This window comes from Brachybacterium aquaticum (genome assembly GCF_014204755.1).
GTDB lineage: Bacteria > Actinomycetota > Actinomycetes > Actinomycetales > Dermabacteraceae > Brachybacterium > Brachybacterium aquaticum.
Genome location: NZ_JACHLZ010000001.1, coordinates 1632031 through 1650998, shown reverse-complemented (window position 1 = coordinate 1650998; position 18968 = coordinate 1632031). Strand labels below are relative to the sequence as shown.

The window sequence follows — 18968 nt, the reverse complement described above, 5'->3', positions numbered from 1 at the left end:
CCGACCGTACCGCTGCACAGCGCCCCGCCGGTCCGTTGTGGACGGGCGGGGCGCTGTGGAGGGTAGGTCGCGGGAGGTCGGGCGGCTCAGCCCAGGTCGCGGGCGGAGCGCTCGATGACGGCCAGCCACTCCTTGCGGGCTTCGAGCGCGGCCTCGGCCTCGGCGATCTTCTTCGGATCGCCGCCGGCGCGGGCCTTCTCGAGCGCCTCTTCGTACGAGGCGATCGCGGAGTGCAGCTGCGAGGACGCGCCCTCGACGCGGGCCTTGGTCCGCGGATCGGTGCGGCGCCACTCGGCCTGCTCGGCGTCCTTCACCGCCCGCTCCACGGCGCGGAGGCGGTCGTCGACGCGGCGCATGTCCCCGCGCGGCACCTTGCCGGCCTCCTCCCAGCGGTCCTGGACCGAGCGCAGCGCCTTCTTCGCGCCCTCGAGGTCCGTGCCCGGGTCGATGGCCTCAGCCTCGACCAGCAGGGCCTCCTTGGCCTCGAGGTTCTTGCGCTGCTCCGCCTCTGTCTCGTGGAGGTCGGCGTTGCGGGCCTGGAAGAACGCGTCCTGGGCGGCCTTGAACCGCTTCCACTGGGCGTCGTCCTTCTTGCGGCTGCCGCGCGGGGCATTGCGCCACTCGTCCATGAGGTCCTTGTAGGCGCGGACCGTGGGGCCCCAGTCGGTGGAGTCCTGCATCGCCTCGGCGCGGGCGATCAGCTCCTCCTTGACCTTGGCGGCCTCGCCGTGGCGCTCGTCGAGCTGGGAGAAGAACTGCTTGCGCATGCGGTCGAAGGAGGCGCGGGCCGTCGAGAGCCGCTTCCACAGCGCCTCCTCGGTGGGCCGGTCCAGGGCGACGTCCTCGGACTGCATCTGCTTCCAGGTCGGCACCATCTGGCGCATGGTCTCCCCGGCGCTCTTCCAGGAGAGCTGCTCGGGATCGGTGGCGACCAGCGCCTCGATGGACTCCACGAACTCGGTGCGGCGCTGGGTCGCGGCCTCGCGACCCTCGGCCCGCTTCGCCTCGAGGGCGCGGATCTTCTCCTTGGCCTGCTCGCGCAGCTCGGCCGCGCGAGCGCGCAGCGCCGGGATGTCGCCGACGACCTGCGGCTCCTTCATGTTCTTGCGCAGGTTCTCGAGCAGACGGTTGAGCTCGTTCTGGGTGTGCTCGGGAGCGTTCAGCGTGGTCTGGGTGAGATCCAGGAACGCGACCAGGTCCAGATAGGCCTTCGCGAAGGGCTCGAGCGCCGCGTCGTGGTCCGCCTCGGTGGACGTGCCGATGGTGCGCACCTGGGTGCCGTCCTGCACGGTGACGGAGCCGTCCTCGGCGACCGCACCGAAGGCCTTCGCCGCGGCGATCTGCTCGGGGTCGTACTCGGTGACCGGCGGGGCGACCGGCAGCAGCGCGGCACTGGGCTTCTTCGCGGCGAGCGCGGCGGGGGAGGGCGCGGCCGGGCGGGGGCGCGGCGCGCCGGGAGCGCGCGGGGTCGGCTTCGCGGCGGCGGGCGCCGCCTCTGCGGGTGCGGCTTCAGCGGGCGCGGAATTGGCCGACGCGGACTCCTCGTCGGAACCGGCCGACGGAGTCGCGTCGGCCGCAGGCGCTTCCTCGGTCGCGGGCGCTTCCTCCGCCGCGGGAACCTCGTCGGCCGCGGGAGCTTCGTCGGCCGCCTCCTCGGGCGCCGGGCTCTGGGGGGCCGGGTCCGCGACCGGGTCGGAGGACTGCGCGACGGCGGCCTCGTCGCTCGGCGCGGTCGCCGGGTCGGCGGGGGTCGAGGCGGGGAGGGGAGTCTCGGACTCGCTCACGGTGAGCTCCTTCGAAGGGATCCGCTGCAGGGCGGGACACTGCCGCCACAGGGCGGCCGGGCAATTTGCGGCGGCCGTCCCGGGTGTCGGGTCGACCACGTCACGGAACTCTACAGCGGCGCGGCCGCAGGGATCGCCCGGTCCGTCGTCGGCGAGCGGCGGGGGCGGCCGTCCACGCGGCCCGCACGGGACGGGGGATAATGGCTCCCGGCCCTGCCGACGACCCAGAAGGAAGTGCACCGCATGGCGAAGATCGCCGCCCTGTCAGGATTCCCGGAGTGGCTGCCCGCAGAGCGCCTCGTCGAGCAGCACGTGATCGACGTGTTCCGGGAGGTCGCCGAGCTGCACGGGTTCTCCGGCATCGAGACGCGCGCGGTCGAGCCGCTCGAGCAGATGCTGCGCAAGGGCGAGATCGACAAGGAGGTGTACGTCCTGCGGCGCCTGCATGCGGAGGACGACGCCGACGGCGAGAGCAGCGATCCCTCGCGCACGCTCGGCCTGCACTTCGACCTCACCGTCCCGCTCGCGCGGTACGTGCTCGAGCACCAGAACGACCTCGCCTTCCCGCTGCGCCGCTTCCAGATCCAGAAGGTGTGGCGCGGCGAGCGCCCCCAGGACGGCCGCTTCCGCGAGTTCTACCAGGCCGATCTCGACGTGATCGGCCAGGACACCCTCCCGGGCCACATCGAGGCCGAGGTCGCGGTGGTCATGGCCGAGATCCTCGACCGTCTGCCGTTGCCCGCCTTCACCATCCATGCCAACACCCGGCGCCTGTCCGAGGGGTTCTTCCGCTCCCTCGGGCTCGAGGACAATGCGGCCGTGCTGCGCAGCCTCGACAAGCTCCCCAAGATCGGGGCCGACGCCGTGCGCGCCCTGCTGCGCGAGGAGGCCGGCGCGAGCGAGGAGCAGGCCGAGGCCGCCCTCGCCTTCGCCTCCATCCGCACCCGTGACGCCTCCTTCGCCGACCAGGTCCGGGCGCTCGGCGGCAACGGCGAGATGGTCGAGCAGGGCATCGCCGAGCTCACCGCCGTCATCGAGCGCGTCGAGGCCGCGGTCCCGGGCGTGGTCGTCGCGGACCTGTCCATCGCCCGAGGTCTGGATTACTACACCGGCACCGTCTTCGAGACCTTCGTGACCGGCCACGAGTCCCTCGGCTCGATCTGCTCCGGCGGCCGCTACGACTCCCTCGCCTCGGACAACCGCCACACCTACCCGGGCGTGGGCCTGTCCATCGGGCTGTCGCGCCTGGTCTCCCGCCTGCTCTCGGCCGGTCTCGCCAAGCCCTCCCGCCCGGTGCCCACCTGCGTGCTGGTCTCCGTCGCCGATGAGCAGCACCGCGGGGCGAGCGACGAGGCGGCCCGGCAGCTGCGCCGCCGCGGCATCGCCTGCGAGGTCGCGCCGACGGCCGCGAAGTTCGGCAAGCAGATCCGCTACGCCGACCGCCGCGGCATCCCCTTCATCTGGTTCCCCGGCACCGACGGCGTCGCCGACGAGGTCAAGGACATCCGCAGCGGCGAGCAGGTCCCGGCCGACGCCGCGACCTGGGAGCCCCCGGCGGAGGACCGCGTGGTGCGGATCCTCGGGAGCGAGGCGGAGGACTCCGCGGCGAAGGACTGACGCCTGCGCTGACGCGCGGGCTGATTCCCGCGCTGACGCCCCTCCGCGATGACCTGAGTCACATCCGTGCGGGGTGGGAATGATCCCGCCCCGCCCGGCGTTCGTCCCGACATGGCTACGCTCACCCTCACCACTGAGAACCACGACAAGACCGTCGAGGACGGCATCGTCCTGATCGACTTCTGGGCGGGCTGGTGCGTGCCGTGCCAGCGCTTCGCCCCCATCTTCGAGGAGTCCTCCGAGACCCACGAGGACGTCACCTTCGCCAAGGTCGACACCGAGGACCAGCAGGAGCTGGCGATGCGCTACGGCGTCACCTCCATCCCGACCCTCGTCGCCTACCGCGAGGGCATCCCGGTCTTCTCGCAGGCCGGCGCCCTGCCCCAGTCGGCCCTCGAGGACCTCATCGGCCAGGTGAAGAACCTGGACATGGACGAGGTCCGCAAGGCCTACGCCGAGGCGCAGGAGAAGCAGGCCTGATCAGGCCCCTCGACCACTGAACGGAAGAACCCCGCCACCGGATCCGGTGGCGGGGTTCTTCATGTCCCGGGCTGGGCCTCAGCCGTCGCGGCGCGGGCCGCGGCGCTTTGCGTCGTAGCGGTCGCTGCCGTGGCGGTCATTGCCATAGCGGTCGTTGCCGTAGCGGTCGCCGCCGTCACGGCGCCCGCGGTCGTCACGACGATCATCGCGGCGCCAGGGCTTGTCGCCGTCGCGGCGCGGGCCGCGGGGGCCGCCCTTGCCGCCCTTGGGGCCGTTGTCCGGGCCGATGCGCAGCTCGCGGCCGCCCACCTTCGCCCGGCCGATCCGGTCCATCTGCTGGGGATCGAGGGAGCCGCGGATCTGCACCAGGGAGAAGGTGGGGAAGATCTGGATCTTGCCCACGTCCTTGCCGTTCAGACCGCCCTCGCCGGTGATCGCGCCGACGATCGCCGGGGGACGCGCACCGTGGGTGTGGCCCACACCGATCTTGTACGAGGTGTAGCCGCGCTCGGTGGTGGGGCCGTCGCGGCGCGGGCCGCGGTCGTCGCCGCGGTCGGAGCCCGAGAGCTTCGCGGAGGTGAACTCCTCGTCCTCGGTCGCGGAGCCGGGGCCCTCGTCGCCCACGGTCATCGCGCCGAGCACCGCGGCGAGCTCCAGCGGGTCGATGTCCTTCTCGGCGACGAACTCACCGATCAGCTCGCGGTACAGCTCCAGGCGGCCGCGCTCGATGCGGGAGGGGACCTGCTCGAGAAGCCCGGCCAGACGGTGCTTGGACACGTCGCGCGGGGAGGGGATGACCGCCTCGGCGAGGGTCTGCTTGGTGGCGCGCTCGATGTTCTTCAGGGCGCGGCGCTCGTGGGGGCCGATGAAGGTCAGCGCCTCGCCGGAGCGGCCGGCGCGGCCGGTGCGTCCGATGCGGTGCACGTAGGTCTCCGGCTCGCGCGGCACGTCGAAGTTCACGACCAGGCCGATGCGCTCCACGTCCAGGCCGCGGGCGGCCACGTCGGTGGCGACCAGCACCTGCAGGGAGCCGTCGCGCAGGCGCTCGACGATCTTCTCGCGCTCCTTCTGCGGCACGTCACCCGAGATCGACGCGGCGATCAGGCCGCGGGCCACCAGTGCGGAGCCCACCTCCTCGGCGGCGGCGCGGGTGCGCACGAACACGATCGCGGCCTCGGCCGGGGAGGTGGCGAGCACGCGGGCCAGCGCGCCGGTGCGGTGCTTGAAGGGGACGACCGCGTATGACTGGCTGACGCTCTTGACTGTGGAGGACTGGGGGGTGACGCTCACGCGCACCGGGTCCTTCATATGGTCCTGGGCGACGCGCTCGATCGCGGCCGGCATGGTCGCGGAGAACAGGGCGACCTGACGGCTCGCGGGGGAGTGGGAGAGGATCTCCTCGACGTCCTCGGCGAAGCCCATGCGCAGCATCTCGTCGGCCTCGTCCAGCACGGCGAAGCGCACGGTGTCCAGGCGCAGGTTGGTGCGGCGCATGTGGTCCATGACGCGGCCGGGGGTGCCGACGACGACCTGGGCGCCGCGGGCGAGCGCGCGCTCCTGGGGACCGTAGGGGGAGCCGCCGTACAGCGCGATGACGTCCAGCCCGCCGATGGCGGTGGCGAAGGAGGAGATCGCGTCGGCGACCTGCATGGCCAGCTCGCGGGTGGGGGCGAGGACCAGGCCCTGCACCTCGCGCAGGGACGGATCGATCGCGGCGAGCAGCGGGAGGCCGAACGCGGCGGTCTTGCCGGTGCCGGTCTGGGCCACGCCGATCACGTCGCGGCCCTCGAGCAGCGCGGGGATGGCCTGGGCCTGGATCGCCGACGGGGTGGTGAAGCCGAGCTCGTCGACCGCGCTGCGCAGGGCGGCGGGGAGGTCGATGTCGTCGAAGCTCGGACCCTTGGGCTCCTCGGCGGGGGCGTCGGAGGTCGCGGCAGTGGCGGAGGTCTCCGCGGACGCGTCGGCCGCGGTGGTGTCCTCGCTCACGGATCCGTCGGCCGGCGTGGTGTCCGCAGCGGCGTCGGTGGGAGCGGAGGCAGGGGAGGAGTGGGTCATATCGTCCTTCGACGGTCAGAGGGTCAACAAGCCCTCACAGGTCGCAGGGCGTGGAGTGCCCATCCATTCCGCGCGACGAGGACCGTGGGTGCACGGTGCGGCTCGGGCGGATTCGGGCAGAGGGACCTGCGCTCGGGCGGACGCACAAAGGCGGATGCTCTGAGGCGGATGCCCGGGGGCGGAGGCCCCGGCAGGTCGGACAAGCGTCGAGTCTACGGGGGCGGGACCTCGCAGAACAGGGCGGCGGTGGCGAGATCCCTCACCCTCGGCGGGCGGTAGGCTGGGCCTCCCGCGCCCCAGGGCGCGTGCCCCCGTGCGCCCGCCGCCGGGGGAGGACCCCGCCGTCGACCCCTCAGAAGGACACCTCGTGCTGCGCACCCATACCGCCGGTGAGCTCCGCCCGGAGCACATCGGACAGACCGTCACCCTCACCGGCTGGATCGGCCGTCGCCGTGACCACGGCGGCGTGACGTTCCTCGATCTGCGCGATGCCGCCGGCATCACCCAGGTGGTCGTGCGCGAGGACGAGGCGATGCACCTGCGCAACGAGTACGTGCTGAAGGTGACCGGCTCGGTGGACCGTCGCCCCGAGGGCAACGAGAACCCGCAGCTGCCCACCGGGGAGATCGAGGTCACCGCCACCGAGGTCGAGGTGCTCAGCGCCTCCGCGCCCCTGCCCTTCCAGCTCGACGAGCACACCGAGGTCGGTGAGGAGACGCGTCTGCGCTACCGCTACCTCGACCTGCGCCGTCAGGGCCCCGCCGCGGCGATGCGCCTGCGCTCCGAGGTCAACCGCGCCGCCCGCGACACCCTCCTGGACCAGGGCTTCGTCGAGGTCGAGACCCCGACCCTGACCCGCTCCACCCCCGAGGGCGCCCGCGACTTCCTGGTCCCCGCGCGCCTCGCGCCCGGCTCCTGGTACGCCCTGCCCCAGTCCCCGCAGCTGTTCAAGCAGCTGCTGATGGTGGGCGGCCTGGAGAAGTACTTCCAGCTCGCCCGCTGCTACCGCGACGAGGACTTCCGCGCCGACCGTCAGCCCGAGTTCACCCAGCTCGACGTCGAGATGAGCTTCGTGGACCAGGAGGACGTGATCGCCCTGGCCGAGCAGATCCTCTCCGCCGTGTGGGCCAAGGGCGGCCACGAGATCGCCGGGCCCTTCCCGCGCATCACCTACGCCGAGTCGATGCGGCGCTACGGCTCCGACAAGCCCGACCTGCGCTTCGACCTCGAGCTCGTCGAGATGACCGAGTACTTCCAGGACACGCCCTTCCGCGTGTTCCAGGCCCCGTACGTCGGCGCGATCGTCATGGCCGGCGGCGCCTCCCAGCCCCGCCGCCAGCTCGACGCCTGGCAGGAGTGGGCCAAGCAGCGCGGCGCGAAGGGCCTGGCCTACGTGCTCGTCCAGGAGGACGGCTCCCTCACCGGTCCCGTCTCCAAGAACATCTCCGACCAGGAGAAGGCGGGCCTGGTCGAGGCGACCGGTGCCGCGCCCGGCGACTGCATCTTCTTCGCTGCCGGTGAGCCGAAGACCTCCCGCGCCCTGCTCGGCGCGGCCCGCAACGAGATCGCCGAGCGCCTCGGCCTCATCGACCACGACGCCTTCTCCTTCGTGTGGGTCGTGGACGCGCCCATGTTCGAGCCGGCGGCCGACGCCCGCGCGGCCGGCGACGTGGCCGTGGGCGGCGGCGCCTGGACCGCGGTGCACCACGCGTTCACCTCGCCCAAGCCCGAGTTCATGGACACCTTCGACACCGACCCGGGCTCGGCCCTCGCCTACGCGTACGACATCGTGTGCAACGGCAACGAGATCGGCGGCGGCTCCATCCGTATCCACGACCAGTCCGTGCAGCAGCGCGTGTTCCAGGTCATGGGCATCGGCGAGGCGGAGGCGCAGGAGAAGTTCGGCTTCCTGCTGGACGCCTTCCAGTTCGGCGCCCCGCCGCACGGCGGCATCGCCTTCGGCTGGGACCGCATCGTCGCGCTGCTGGCGGGGGAGGAGTCGATCCGCGAGGTCATCGCCTTCCCCAAGACCGGCAACGGCTACGACCCGCTGACCGCGGCGCCCGCCCCGATCACCCAGCAGCAGCGCAAGGAGGCGGGCGTGGACGCCAAGCCCGTCCAGCGCGAGCAGAAGGGCGAGCGCGGCGCGAAGGGCGAGGCGGCCCCCGGTGCCGAGGGGGCTCCGGCCGACGGGACTCCGGCCGACGGGGGCGCGCAGGGCGCCTGAGCCCCGACGCCCGACACGAGAACGGCCGACGCGAGTGATCGCGTCGGCCGTTCTCGTGCTGTTCTCAGTGGGGGATCAGCGCGGCTCCTCGCCGTGCTTGATCTGCGGGCGGGGGAGACGGAAGCGGCGGATCTGGATCGCGCGCATGATGCCGTAGCCGACCAGTCCCTGGCCCACACCGCCGAAGCGCTCCTCGAGCTTCGCCCGCAGCTTCCGCCGCAGGAGGAAGGCATCGATGACGCACAGGAAGATGCCGCCCCAGAGGATGACGACCATGCCGCCGCTGAGCGCCGCGGTGAGGTCCGGACGGATCAGCGGCAGCACCAGCGCGATCAGCATGAACACCAGCGCGATCGGGAAGAAGAACTCCGCGATGTTGCGCCGGGAGTCGACGACGTCGCGCACGAAGCGGCGGTCCTCCCCGCGATGCTGGAGCGGCATCTTCTTCTCGTCGCCGGTCATCAGCGCCTGCTGCGCCTCCATGCGCTCCTGCTGAGCGCGCTCGCGGTCCCGGCGCCGCGCCTCCTTGCGGTCGTCGACCACCAGCGGGCGACGACGCGCCGCCTCCGCCTCCTTGCGGGTGCGGGTAGGACGTCCCTTGGAGCCGGGGCGGGTGGGCTCGGGCGCCGGCTCGGGGGGCTGCGGGGGTTCTGACTTGCGGAAGATCACCGGGGCATTCTAGGCGAAGCCCCCGGGGATCCCCTGGGACGGACCGGGGACGGCGCGGCGCGACGTCCCCGGATCCCGTGCAGTCCGCGGCGGTACCGTGAGGGCATGACCGCACACGACCCCGTCACCCCGTCCGCCGCCGACGCCGCGCAGGCCGACCCTGAGCAGGGGGCCGACTCCGCGGAAGTCCGCGCGCTGCGCGAGCGCCTGGAGACGCTGCTGCCCGCGTCGATCGCGGATCTCAAGGACCTGGTGCGCATCCCCTCGATCGCCTTCCCCGGCTACGACCGCGAGCCGGTGCGCCGCAGTGCCGAGGCCGTCGCCGAGCTCCTGCGCGGCGCCGGCCTGCAGGAGGTCGTCATCGAATCCGTGCAGGACGGCAGCCCGGCCGTGATCGGGCGCACCTCCGCCGCCGAGGGCCGCCCCACCGTCCTCCTTTACGCCCACCACGACGTCCAGCCCACCGGTGACGTCGAGGAGTGGACCAGCGCCCCCTTCGAGCCCGAGGTGCGCGGAGAGCGCCTCTACGGACGCGGCGCGGCCGACGACAAGGCCGGCGTCATGGCCCATGTGACCGCCCTGCGCCTGGTCGGCGAGGAGCTCGCGGCCGACGGGATCGGCGTGACCGTCTTCGTCGAGGGCGAGGAGGAGGCGGGCTCGCCCACCTTCCGTCCCTTCATCGAGGCGCACCGCGAGGCGCTCTCGGCGGACCTCATCATCGTCGCCGACTCCGCGAACTGGGCCGTGGGCACCCCCGCGCTGACCACCAGCCTCCGCGGTGTGGTCGACCTGGTCGTCGAGGTGCGCGCGCTCGATCACGCCGGCCACTCAGGGCTCTTCGGCGGCCCGGTGCTCGACGCGCTCACCCAGCTCAGCCGCCTGCTCGCCACCCTTCACGACGAGCGCGGCGAGGTCGCGGTGCAGGGACTGCTGCGCGCCGAGGACCCGACCGTGGACATGGATGAGGCGGAGTGGCGCCGCGATGCCGGCGTCGTCGAGGGCGCTGAGCTCTCCGGGGACGGGCCGCTCACCGCGCGGCTGTGGACCCGCCCGGCCCTGTCGGTGCTCGGCATCGACGCCCCCACCGTCCGCGACGCCTCGAACACCCTCGTGCCCGCTGCCCGGGCGAAGGTCTCGCTGCGCATCCCGCCGGGGGAGGACCCGGACCGCGCGATGGAGGCGCTGGTGAGCCATCTCGAGTCCCACGCGCCCGCGACCGCGCGCGTCACCATCACCCGCGGTGAGCGCGGCAAGCCCTACCTCGCCAAGCAGGGCTCTCCCGCCATGGACCTCGCGCGCGAGTCCTTCGCCGCCGCCTGGGGTGCCGAGGCCGTGGACACCGGGCTCGGCGGTTCCATCCCGTTCATCGCCGATCTGCTCGAGGTGTTCCCCCACGCCGAGGTGCTCGTCACCGGCGTCGAGGATCCCGAGTCCCGCGCCCACGGCATCGACGAGTCGCTGCACCTGGGCGAGTTCGCCCGGGTGTGCCTGGCCGAGGCGCTGCTGCTGCGCGGCGCCGGAGCGCTGGGCCGGGCGGGGGAGGAGTCCGCGTGAGCGCAGCGCGGCGCGGCCAGGGCACGACCCGGACGCCGGGGGAGGAGCCGGAGCCCATCTCCCCGCTCATGATCCCGATGCTCTTCGCCGGCCTCGTCATCGGCTTCGTCGCCGGGTACTTCTTCCTGTGGTGGGGACTGATCGCAGTGCTCGCCGTCGTGATCGCCGCGGTCTCCTTCGTCCTGCGCGGCCGCAGCCGCGACGGTGCGACCGGCATCATCGCCGGCGTGCTGCTCGGCTACGTCGGCGTGCTCCTGCTGGCGCTCTTCCGCGGCGTGATCTGAGAAGGGCCCCTCGAGAGGGGCCCATCGAGCAGCGCTGCGGAGCGCCGCCCGCGCGGGGACGGCGGGCGGAGCACAGGGGACCGAGGAGTGAGACGGATCGCCGCGGGCGCCCGCCCCGTTCCCAGGACCCAAGGCGTATCCTGTCCGAACACGAGCTTCGAGGAGGACCTCATGACCACGCCCACCACCGAGCGCCCCACCGCGGCGCATGGCGTCACCCTCACGTCCGAGGCCGCCCACAAGGTGACCACCCTGCTGGAGCAGGAGGGACGCGACGACCTCCGCCTGCGGATCGCGGTGCAGCCCGGCGGCTGCTCCGGCCTGATCTACCAGCTGTACTTCGACGAGCGCCTCATGGACGACGACCTGGTCGCCGACTTCGAGGGCGTCGAGGTGATCGTCGACAAGATGAGCAGCCCCTACCTCACCGGTGCGGTCATCGACTTCGCCGACACCATCGAGAAGCAGGGCTTCACCATCGACAACCCCAACGCGGGCAGCTCCTGCGCCTGCGGCGACTCCTTCAGCTGATCGTCTTCAGGTGATCGGCGTCGGTCGATCGGCGTCGGCCGACGACGGACCCGCCCCGTCGGCCGGGCACGGAGACGCACGCACCGGACGCCACGGCGCCGTCCCGCGGACGGCGCACCTTCACGGAGGGCCCGGGCGATGACCCAGAGTCATCGCCCGGGCCCTCCGGCGTGCGTGCGGCAGGCACGCCGCGCGCGCTCGACGTGTGATCGCGACGACTCGCAGATCACGGACCGATCACGGCGGGAAGAAGTCCATGGTCCACGGTGGGTCGAAGTGCCACGACCACTGAGAACACGCCGTATGATGACGGGGTGCCGTCAAGTGGCGGGCTCCCCGGCCCGGCACGGCCTTCTTCCCCGGGGGAAGGCGCGGCACTGTGGGCATCTACGGCCCACGTCAGTACCAAATCCGAGCTGCGGAGCCGGACCGGAACATCCCCCGGTGCGGCGACGAGGTCCGGAGACGACGAGCGGAAGGTCATCCCTGTGATCCCCCAGGTCCCCCAGCGCGCGCGGCGAGGTCGCCGCTTCGCGGCAGCCGGCCTCGCCCTGGCCACTCTGGTCCTCGCCGGCTGCACCGAGGCGCAGCAGCGCGGCTTCCTCCCCGGCCCCGGCGACGGGCAGGAGGTCACCAACCAGACCGAACGGATCACGAACCTGTGGGTCGGATCCTGGGCGGTGCTGGTCGTCGTCGGCCTCCTGATCTGGGGTCTGACCATCTGGTGCGCCGTCGCCTACCGCCGCCGCAAGAACGACACCGGCTACCCGGTCCAGCTGCGCTACCACGTGCCGCTGGAGCTGATGTTCACGCTCGTGCCGGTCGTCATGGTGCTGACCCTCTTCTACTTCACCCAGCGCGATGCCCGTGAGATCGAGATGCACGTCGCCGAGCCCGACGTGACCGTCAACATCGTGGCCAAGCAGTGGAGCTGGGACTTCAACTACGTCGACGAGAACGTCCACGAGCCGGCGGGCGTGCAGTCCTTCGCCACGGGTGAGCCGGGCGCCGAGGACATGCTCCCCGAGCTGTGGCTCCCCGTGGATCAGACCGTCGAGTTCCGCCTCGACTCCCGCGATGTCATCCACTCGTTCTGGGTCGTGGACTTCCTGTACAAGAAGGACATGTTCCCGGGGCACACCACGAGCTTCCAGGTGACCCCCACCCGTGAGGGCACCTACTCCGGCAAGTGCGCCGAGCTGTGCGGCGAGTACCACTCCGACATGCTCTTCAACGTGCGGGTCGTCTCCCAGGAGGAGTACGACAACCACATGCAGGAGCTGCGCGAGCAGGGCAACGAGGGCCAGCTGGGCGTGGACCTCAACCGCAACGCGGAGGAATGGTCCATGCGCGAGCGCCAGGACGACGCCGGCCCCCGCTACACCGAGGACGCGTCCTCCACCACCGAGGGAGACAACGAGTGAGCACCCACGTCACCGCCCCCGCGAGCACCGCCGGGACCGCGCGGTTCCAGGAGGAGCGCCCCACCGGCCTCGGACGGCACTTCTTCAAGCTGCTGACCACCACCGATCACAAGCTGATCGGCATGATGTACATGGGCATGGCCTTCGCGTTCTTCGCGTTCGGCGGCCTGCTCGCCCTCGGCATCCGCACCGAGCTCTGGGAGCCCGGCCTGCAGGTCGTGGTCTCCAAGGACCAGTACAACCAGCTGTTCACAATGCACGGCACCATCATGCTGCTGATGTTCGGCACTCCGCTGTTCAACGGCTTCGCCAACTATCTGGTGCCGCTGCAGATCGGCGCCGTGGACATGGCTTTCCCGCGCCTGAACATGTTCGCCTTCTGGCTGACCCTCTTCGGCTCCCTCATCGTGGTGGCCGGCTTCCTCACCCCGCAGGGTGCCGCGTCCTTCGGCTGGTTCGCCTATGCGCCGCTGTCGGACACGACGTTCTCGCCCGGCCTGGGCGGTGATCTGTGGGTCTTCGGATTGGGCTTGCAGGGCTTCGGAACGATCCTCGGCGCGGTCAACTTCATCACCACCATCCTGTGCATGCGCATGCCCGGCATGACCATGTTCCGGATGCCGATCTTCACCTGGAACATCCTCATCACCGGTGTGCTGGTGCTGATGGCCTTCCCGCCGCTCGCCTCGGCGCTGCTCGCGCTCGGCGCGGACCGTCGCTTCGACGCGAACATCTTCGATCCCGCCAACGGCGGCCCGGTCCTGTGGCAGCACCTGTTCTGGTTCTTCGGCCACCCCGAGGTGTACGTGCTCGCGCTGCCGTTCTTCGGCATCGCCTCCGAGATCATCCCGGCGTTCTCCCGCAAGCCGATCTTCGGCTACAAGACCCTCGTCGGCGCGACGATCTCCATCGCCGCCCTCTCGGTCACCGTGTGGGCGCACCACATGTACACCACCGGCGCCGTGATGCTGGACTTCTTCGCCTTCATGACGATGCTGATCGCGGTCCCGACGGGCGTGAAGTTCTTCAACTGGATCGGCACCATGTGGCGAGGGTCGCTGACCTTCGAGACGCCGATGCTGTTCACCCTCGGCTTCCTCACCACCTTCATCTTCGGCGGTCTGACCGGCGTCATCCTGTCCTCGCCGGTGCTGGACTTCCCCCTCTCTGACACCTACTTCGTGGTCGCGCACTTCCACTACGTGATGGCCGGCACCGTGGTGTTCGAGATGTTCGCGGGCTTCTACTTCTGGTGGCCGAAGATGTTCGGCTACAAGCTCTCCGAGGGCCTCGGCAAGCTGCACTTCTGGCTGCTGACCATCGGCTTCCACCTCACCTTCCTCATCCAGCACTGGCTCGGTGTGGCCGGCGCCCCGCGCCGCTACGTGAACTACCTGTACGAGGACGGGTTCGACTGGATGAACCAGATCTCCACCGTCGGCGCATTCGTCATGGGCGCCTCGACCCTGCCCTTCCTGCTCAACGTGGTGCTCACCCACCTGAAGGGCAAGAAGGTCGAGGTCGACGACCCGTGGGGCTACGGTGCGTCCCTGGAGTGGGCCACCTCCTGCCCGCCCCCGCGCCACAACTTCCACTCGCTGCCCCGCGTGCGCTCCGAGCGTCCCGCCTTCGATCTCCACCACCCGGAGGTCGCGCTGCAGGACCACATGCTCGCCGAGGAGCCCGCCGAGAACCCGAGGACCAACTGACATGAGAGCAACCGCCAAGATCTTCTGGATCATGGGAGTCTTCTTCCTGATCGTCGCGATCGCCTACGGCCTGCTTACCGGCTTCTACGAGCCCCTGGGCATCGAGCCCGCCGGCTTCCCGGCCCTGATCGGTCTCACCGGCCTGGCCTTCATGATCGCCATGGTCATGTCGATCGCGATCCGCAAGAACGACCTCGGAGCATCCGACAACCTCGATGCCGAGGTCCACGACGACGCCGGCGTGCAGGGCAGCTTCAGCCCCTACAGCTGGGCCCCGCTCTGGACCGCCATTGGCGGCGCGCTGTGCTTCCTCGGGATCGCGGCGGGCTGGTGGATCTTCGCCTTCGGCGTCATGTTCGGCGTCTACGGCGTGATCCAGTGGGTCCTCGAGTTCTCGAGCGGCCAGCACGCCCACTGATCGACCACAGCGCGCACCCCTCGGGGAGCAGCTCACTTGGCAGGCCCCGCATCTTCGGATGCGGGGCCTTCCTGCATGCCGAGGCAGGGATCGCCGGGGGCTCGGAGAGGAAGGCACCGGAAGTGAGGCGCGCGCATGTGTGCGGGCCGCGGGACTCCGCATCGACCAGTCGGGGTCTCTGCACGCCGAGGACGGGCGTTCTGCCTCCGGCGATCGCTGTGCACAGCAGACTGCATTGGTGCTGTCTGCCGAGCACGGCATCGGGCCCGGCGGGCGGGTCCGACACTCCACGAGACCGCAGGGCGGGCACCCTTGCGCCGCACAGGAGCAGACGGCATCCTTCCGGCCCTCGGGAGACCTCTGCCGCAGGTCGAGCCGCGGAGTGATAGCGCGCAGCACGCGGCTGCAGAGTTCCGCCGGAGAAAGGAGCTCCTGTGCGCACTGATGATCGAACTGTCTGCGCGCATCGAACGTGAGAGTGCTGGCAGTCCGGCCACCGCCGAACTTGGTGGGGTAGGAACTGTTGTACGGCGGATATGCCATGTAAAGGTCTGTACAGCTGAAAGCGGATGTAGACGAGCGGATCGCAAGGGGCGTCTGCGGACCGTGCGATGCGGCAGGCGGAGAGAGTCGGCCAGGGCCGTGTTTCTGCTCCGAGTCGGGGTTCCTGCGCTAAAGCGTGGTTGCGCGCCGAGGCGTGCTGCGAGCGCTGTGACGCACCATGGGTCGTCGCTCTGGCAGGTGCTAGCGTGTTTGCACCGAGTCCACCCCGGATCTGCGCACGCCGAGTGCGGCGGAGGTCCTCGGAGCGAGGGGAGACCCAAGATGATCGGACCATCCATCAGCCCGAGAGACCGAGCTCGAGCACAGATCGCCGTGCTGTACCCCGGACAGGGCGGCGAGCGTGACGCCGTGACGTGGGCGCTGGACGTCTTGTCACAGGCGGGCGTCGACCCCGCGGATCGACCTCTGCGGGCCCTGCGCACGCTGCGCCGCGCGGATCGTCGTCTTCGACCCGTCGCCGCACGTCATCTCGTAGATATCGCCGGCGGGCGGGAGGATCCCCAAGGGCGTCGAGGCAGGGGAATGCTCCTGTCCTGAGCCTCTGAGCCTCTGAGCCTCTGAGCCGCGGGCCTCTGAGCCGCGGGCCTCTGCGCCTGGCACCGTGTCGCAACTCGTCGGCCGTACTGCCTCACGCCAGTTGATCTGTGCGGCTAAGGTGCCTGACGCGTCGTTGCCGGCGGGGCAGGGTGCATGAGGCGTCGCTATCCCTGCGGAGCAGCGACACGTCAAGCACCCTGGCCGGGGGAGAGGGCCCAGCACGGCGTGACCATGCCACTGCGGTGGGAGAAGAGCGCTGTCAGCCGCCGAACGGCCCCGCGCCAGGCGACGAGTGACGAAGGAGCCCCGAGGAATTCCTCGGGGCTCCTTCGTCATGTCCGCGTCACCGCGGGCGGGGGAGGGTCAGTGGTGGACCTTCTCCGCCGGGATGCGGTAGTCGCCGCCGGTGAGCTCGTCGATGACGTGCTTCTCATGACCCGCGTGCTCGAGCGCCTCGCGGAGCTCAGCCGGGGTGACCGGCTCGATGCGGTCCTTGAAGAAGAAGCTCGTCGCACGGGCGCGCAGGGCGGAGACGCCCTTGCCGGCCTTGAGCGGGCGGTAGTCGTCGTGCTGCACGAGGACCCAGCGGTCGTAGTCGCTGAGCGGCTCGTGGATCTCGATCATGTCGCCGGTCTCGGTCCGCACCACTCGCGAGGTCTCGCGGCCGTGCAGGGCGAGGTCGCGCTTATGGCGCTGGATCGACAGGCACAAGCGCTTGGTGATGTAGAAGACCAGCACCGGGCCCACGAAGAACGCGATCCGGAACAGCCATGTGAGGTCGTTGATCGACAGCTGCAGCGCGACGGCGATGAGGTCGTTGCTGGCCGCCATCGCGAGCAGCACGTAGAGGAAGATCCACGCGACGCCGAGACCCGTACGGACCGGGGCGTTGTACGGCAGATCGTTGATGTGGTGCTCGCGGTCGTCGCCGGTCACCCACGCCTCGATGAAGGGGTAGAGCGCCAGGAAGGCGAGCATCAGGCCGTAGATCGCGATCGGGATCAGCATGTTCAGCGAGATCACGTAGCCGAAGATCGTGAACTCCCAGCCCGGGATCAGGCGCAGGCCGCCGTCCGTCCACAGCATGTACCAGTCCGGCTGCGAGCCGGCGGACACGGGGGAGGGGTCGTAGGGCCCGTACACCCACACGGCGTTGATCGACGTGGTCGCCGAGATCAGGGTGATCACACCGAAGATCAGGAAGAAGTAGCCGGCGGCCTTCGCGCCGAACACGGGGAGGATCGGGTAGCCGACCACGTTGCGCTCGGTGCGGCCGGGGCCGGGGTACTGGGTGTGCTTGTGCGCGACGACCATGATCAGGTGGATCGCGATCAGGCCGAGGAGCAGCGCCGGCACCAGCAGGATGTGCATGGTGAAGAAGCGCGGGATGATCTGGGTGCCCGGGAACTCGCCGCCGAAGAGCAGCATCGAGATGTAGGTGCCCACGACCGGGACGGACTTCATCAGGCCGTCGACCACGCGCAGGCCGTTGCCGGAGAGCACGTCGTCGGGGAGGGAGTAGCCGGTGAAGCCGGCCACCATGCCCAGGACCATGATCGAGAAGCCGACGAGCCAGTTGAGCTCGCGAGGCTTGCGGAAGGCGCCGGTGAAGAACACGCGGAACATGTGCACGAAGATCGACACCATGAACACGAGCGCGGCCCAGTGGTGCATCTGCCGGAACAGCAGACCGCCCTTGACCTCGAAGGAGATCTCGAGGGTGGACTCGAAGGCGCGGGACATCATCGCGCCCTGCAGCGCGGTGTATGGCCCGTCGTAGACGACCTCCTCCATGGAGGGGTCGAAGAACATGGTCAGGAACACGCCGGAGATCAGCAGGATGACGAAGCTGTACAGCGCCATCTCGCCGAGCATGAAGGACCAGTGGTCGGGGAAGAGCTTGCGGGCGAAGGTGCGCACCAGCGAGCCGCCGAAGGCGCGCTGGTCCAGCCAGTCGCCGCCCACCGCGCCGAGCTTGCCGATGCGGGTGGTGCCCTCGGAGTCGGAAGCCTGCTTCCGGGTGCCGGGAGTCGTGGTCGTCATGTGATCACTTGTCCTTGTGGATGTTCCAGAAGCTGGGACCGATCGGCTCGGTGAAGTCACCGGGGGCCACGAGGTAGCCCTCGGCGTCGACCTCGATCGGCAGCTGCGGCAGCGGACGGTGGGCCGGGCCGAAGATCACCTTGGCGCCGTCGGTGACGTCGAAGGTGGACTGATGGCACGGGCACAGCATGTGGTGGGTCTGCTGCTCGTAGAGCGCCACCGGGCAGCCCACGTGCGTGCAGATCTTGGAGAAGGCGAGGACGCCGTCCACACCCATGGCCATCGACTCCTCGTTCTTGGCGAGCTTGGGGTCGATGCGGACGATCACCGCAGCGGCCTTGGCGCGCTCCTCGAGGAAGTGCTCGGTCTCGTGGGTCAGGCCCTCCGGCATGACGTGGAAGATCGAGTTCATCGCGACGTCGGAGAGCTTGATCGGCGTGCCGTCGTGGTCGCGCGCCAGGCGCTGACCCGGGTTGTGGCCCCAGAAGGTGTGGTGGAGCTTGTTGCCGGGCAGCGGGCCGAGGGTCGACAGCGGTGCGAGCACCGCGATCGGCAGGGCGGCCAGGGCGGCGACCATCGTGGTGACGATCAGCGGGCGGCGGGCGATGCCGGTCTCGGCGATGCCGTCGCGAAGGATCGCCGCGGCCTCGTCGCGGTCCTCGGGGGAGCTGGCGATGTCGTGGCGCTCCTCGACCCACTCCTCGTCGGGCATGAGGGTCTTGGCCCAGTGCACGGCGGCGGCACCGATGAAGAACACCGCCACGGCCAGGCCGAGGCCGGTGATCAGGTTCGACCACCACACGGCCTGCGGGGTCTCCGACTCGGCGAAGAGGTTCGGCCCGGTGGGGGTGACCACGAAGTACGCCGCGATGAAGACCGCGGTGCCCACGATGCTCAGGAGGAACATCGCGGCCACGAGCTTCTCGGCGCGCTTCTCCGCAGCCTTGGACAGATCGGACTGGCGCTTCGGATGCGGGGGAAGTCCGGGGTTCGGGAAGCCGCCGCCCTCCTTCGGGGCGATCGCGGAGACGCCCTTCTTGGGGGAGGTGCCGTCGAGGTTGGTGTTCATGCT

The 18968-nt window shown here is 70.5% G+C and carries 14 protein-coding genes; 9 read left to right on the top strand and 5 right to left on the bottom strand.

Translation table 11 applies throughout. From position 1 onward, the window contains the following. Positions 1-86: 86 nt before the first annotated feature. Positions 87-1784 carry a DUF349 domain-containing protein gene (locus tag HNR70_RS07360; RefSeq protein ID WP_184325073.1) on the bottom strand — a complete coding sequence of 566 codons (1698 nt, stop codon included), beginning with the start codon at positions 1782-1784 and terminating at the stop codon, positions 87-89. A gap of 243 nt (positions 1785-2027) precedes the next feature. Between HNR70_RS07360 and hisS the strand changes: the two genes are divergently transcribed. After that, positions 2028-3401 (top strand): histidine--tRNA ligase, encoded by a 1374-nt coding sequence (gene hisS, locus HNR70_RS07355; RefSeq protein WP_184325072.1) that lies wholly within the window; start codon positions 2028-2030, stop codon positions 3399-3401. A 111-nt stretch (positions 3402-3512) separates the two neighbouring features. Continuing rightward, entirely contained in the window at positions 3513-3881 is a 369-nt protein-coding gene (trxA, locus tag HNR70_RS07350) for a thioredoxin (protein ID WP_184325071.1), read from the top strand. 78 nt (positions 3882-3959) lie between these two features. Here trxA and HNR70_RS07345 read toward each other — a convergent pair whose 3' ends face one another. Continuing rightward, a complete protein-coding gene (locus HNR70_RS07345) occupies positions 3960-5936 on the bottom strand; it encodes a DEAD/DEAH box helicase (RefSeq protein WP_184325070.1) in 1977 nt (658 codons plus the stop codon). A 367-nt stretch (positions 5937-6303) separates the two neighbouring features. Between HNR70_RS07345 and aspS the strand changes: the two genes are divergently transcribed. After that, positions 6304-8163: an aspartate--tRNA ligase gene (gene aspS / locus HNR70_RS07340; RefSeq protein WP_312857602.1), complete on the top strand. Its 1860-nt coding sequence runs from the start codon at positions 6304-6306 to the stop codon at positions 8161-8163. 75 nt (positions 8164-8238) lie between these two features. On the opposite strand, the gene HNR70_RS07335 is transcribed toward aspS, so the two are convergent. Then, the gene (locus HNR70_RS07335) at positions 8239-8832 is read right to left on the bottom strand and encodes a DUF3043 domain-containing protein (protein ID WP_184325069.1); all 594 of its coding nucleotides are present in this window, start codon (positions 8830-8832) and stop codon (positions 8239-8241) included. Between the two features lie 105 nt (positions 8833-8937). Here HNR70_RS07335 and HNR70_RS07330 point away from each other — a divergent pair, with 105 nt between their 5' ends. From HNR70_RS07330 to HNR70_RS07305, 6 genes are all read left to right on the top strand, one after another. Then, entirely contained in the window at positions 8938-10386 is a 1449-nt protein-coding gene (locus tag HNR70_RS07330; protein ID WP_184325068.1) for a dipeptidase, read from the top strand. Next, entirely contained in the window at positions 10383-10670 is a 288-nt protein-coding gene (locus HNR70_RS07325; RefSeq protein WP_312857601.1) for a hypothetical protein, read from the top strand. Before HNR70_RS07330 ends, HNR70_RS07325 begins: the two co-directional genes overlap by 4 nt. 171 nt (positions 10671-10841) lie before the next feature. After that, entirely contained in the window at positions 10842-11201 is a 360-nt protein-coding gene (gene erpA / locus HNR70_RS07320) for an iron-sulfur cluster insertion protein ErpA (RefSeq protein ID WP_184325067.1), read from the top strand. A gap of 488 nt (positions 11202-11689) precedes the next feature. After that, positions 11690-12625 (top strand): aa3-type cytochrome oxidase subunit II, encoded by a 936-nt coding sequence (gene ctaC, locus HNR70_RS07315; RefSeq protein WP_184325066.1) that lies wholly within the window; start codon positions 11690-11692, stop codon positions 12623-12625. Beyond that, positions 12622-14334 (top strand): aa3-type cytochrome oxidase subunit I, encoded by a 1713-nt coding sequence (gene ctaD / locus HNR70_RS07310; protein WP_184325065.1) that lies wholly within the window; start codon positions 12622-12624, stop codon positions 14332-14334. The genes ctaC and ctaD overlap by 4 nt, the downstream gene beginning before the upstream one ends. A 1-nt stretch (position 14335) precedes the next feature. Then, complete coding sequence (locus HNR70_RS07305; RefSeq protein ID WP_184325064.1) at positions 14336-14752, top strand: cytochrome c oxidase subunit 4; 417 nt, start codon at positions 14336-14338, stop codon at positions 14750-14752. A 1464-nt stretch (positions 14753-16216) separates the two neighbouring features. Here the strand turns inward: HNR70_RS07305 and qcrB are convergent. Further along, positions 16217-17896 carry a cytochrome bc1 complex cytochrome b subunit gene (gene qcrB / locus HNR70_RS07300; RefSeq protein ID WP_184325063.1) on the bottom strand — a complete coding sequence of 560 codons (1680 nt, stop codon included), beginning with the start codon at positions 17894-17896 and terminating at the stop codon, positions 16217-16219. Positions 17897-17900: 4 nt separating this feature from the next. Then, a complete protein-coding gene (gene qcrA / locus HNR70_RS07295) occupies positions 17901-18965 on the bottom strand; it encodes a cytochrome bc1 complex Rieske iron-sulfur subunit (protein ID WP_184325062.1) in 1065 nt (354 codons plus the stop codon). Positions 18966-18968 lie beyond the last annotated feature (3 nt).

Excerpts from the sequence above, each read along its gene's own strand:
- hisS (WP_184325072.1), top strand. The coding sequence starts at position 2,028 with ATGGCGAAGATCGCCGCCCTGTCAGGATTCCCGGAGTGGCTGCCCGCA.
- trxA (WP_184325071.1), top strand. The coding sequence starts at position 3,513 with ATGGCTACGCTCACCCTCACCACTGAGAACCACGACAAGACCGTCGAG.
- HNR70_RS07345 (WP_184325070.1), bottom strand. The coding sequence starts at position 5,936 with ATGACCCACTCCTCCCCTGCCTCCGCTCCCACCGACGCCGCTGCGGAC.
- HNR70_RS07330 (WP_184325068.1), top strand. The coding sequence starts at position 8,938 with ATGACCGCACACGACCCCGTCACCCCGTCCGCCGCCGACGCCGCGCAG.
- erpA (WP_184325067.1), top strand. The coding sequence starts at position 10,842 with ATGACCACGCCCACCACCGAGCGCCCCACCGCGGCGCATGGCGTCACC.
- HNR70_RS07305 (WP_184325064.1), top strand. The coding sequence starts at position 14,336 with ATGAGAGCAACCGCCAAGATCTTCTGGATCATGGGAGTCTTCTTCCTG.
- qcrB (WP_184325063.1), bottom strand. The coding sequence starts at position 17,896 with ATGACGACCACGACTCCCGGCACCCGGAAGCAGGCTTCCGACTCCGAG.
- qcrA (WP_184325062.1), bottom strand. The coding sequence starts at position 18,965 with ATGAACACCAACCTCGACGGCACCTCCCCCAAGAAGGGCGTCTCCGCG.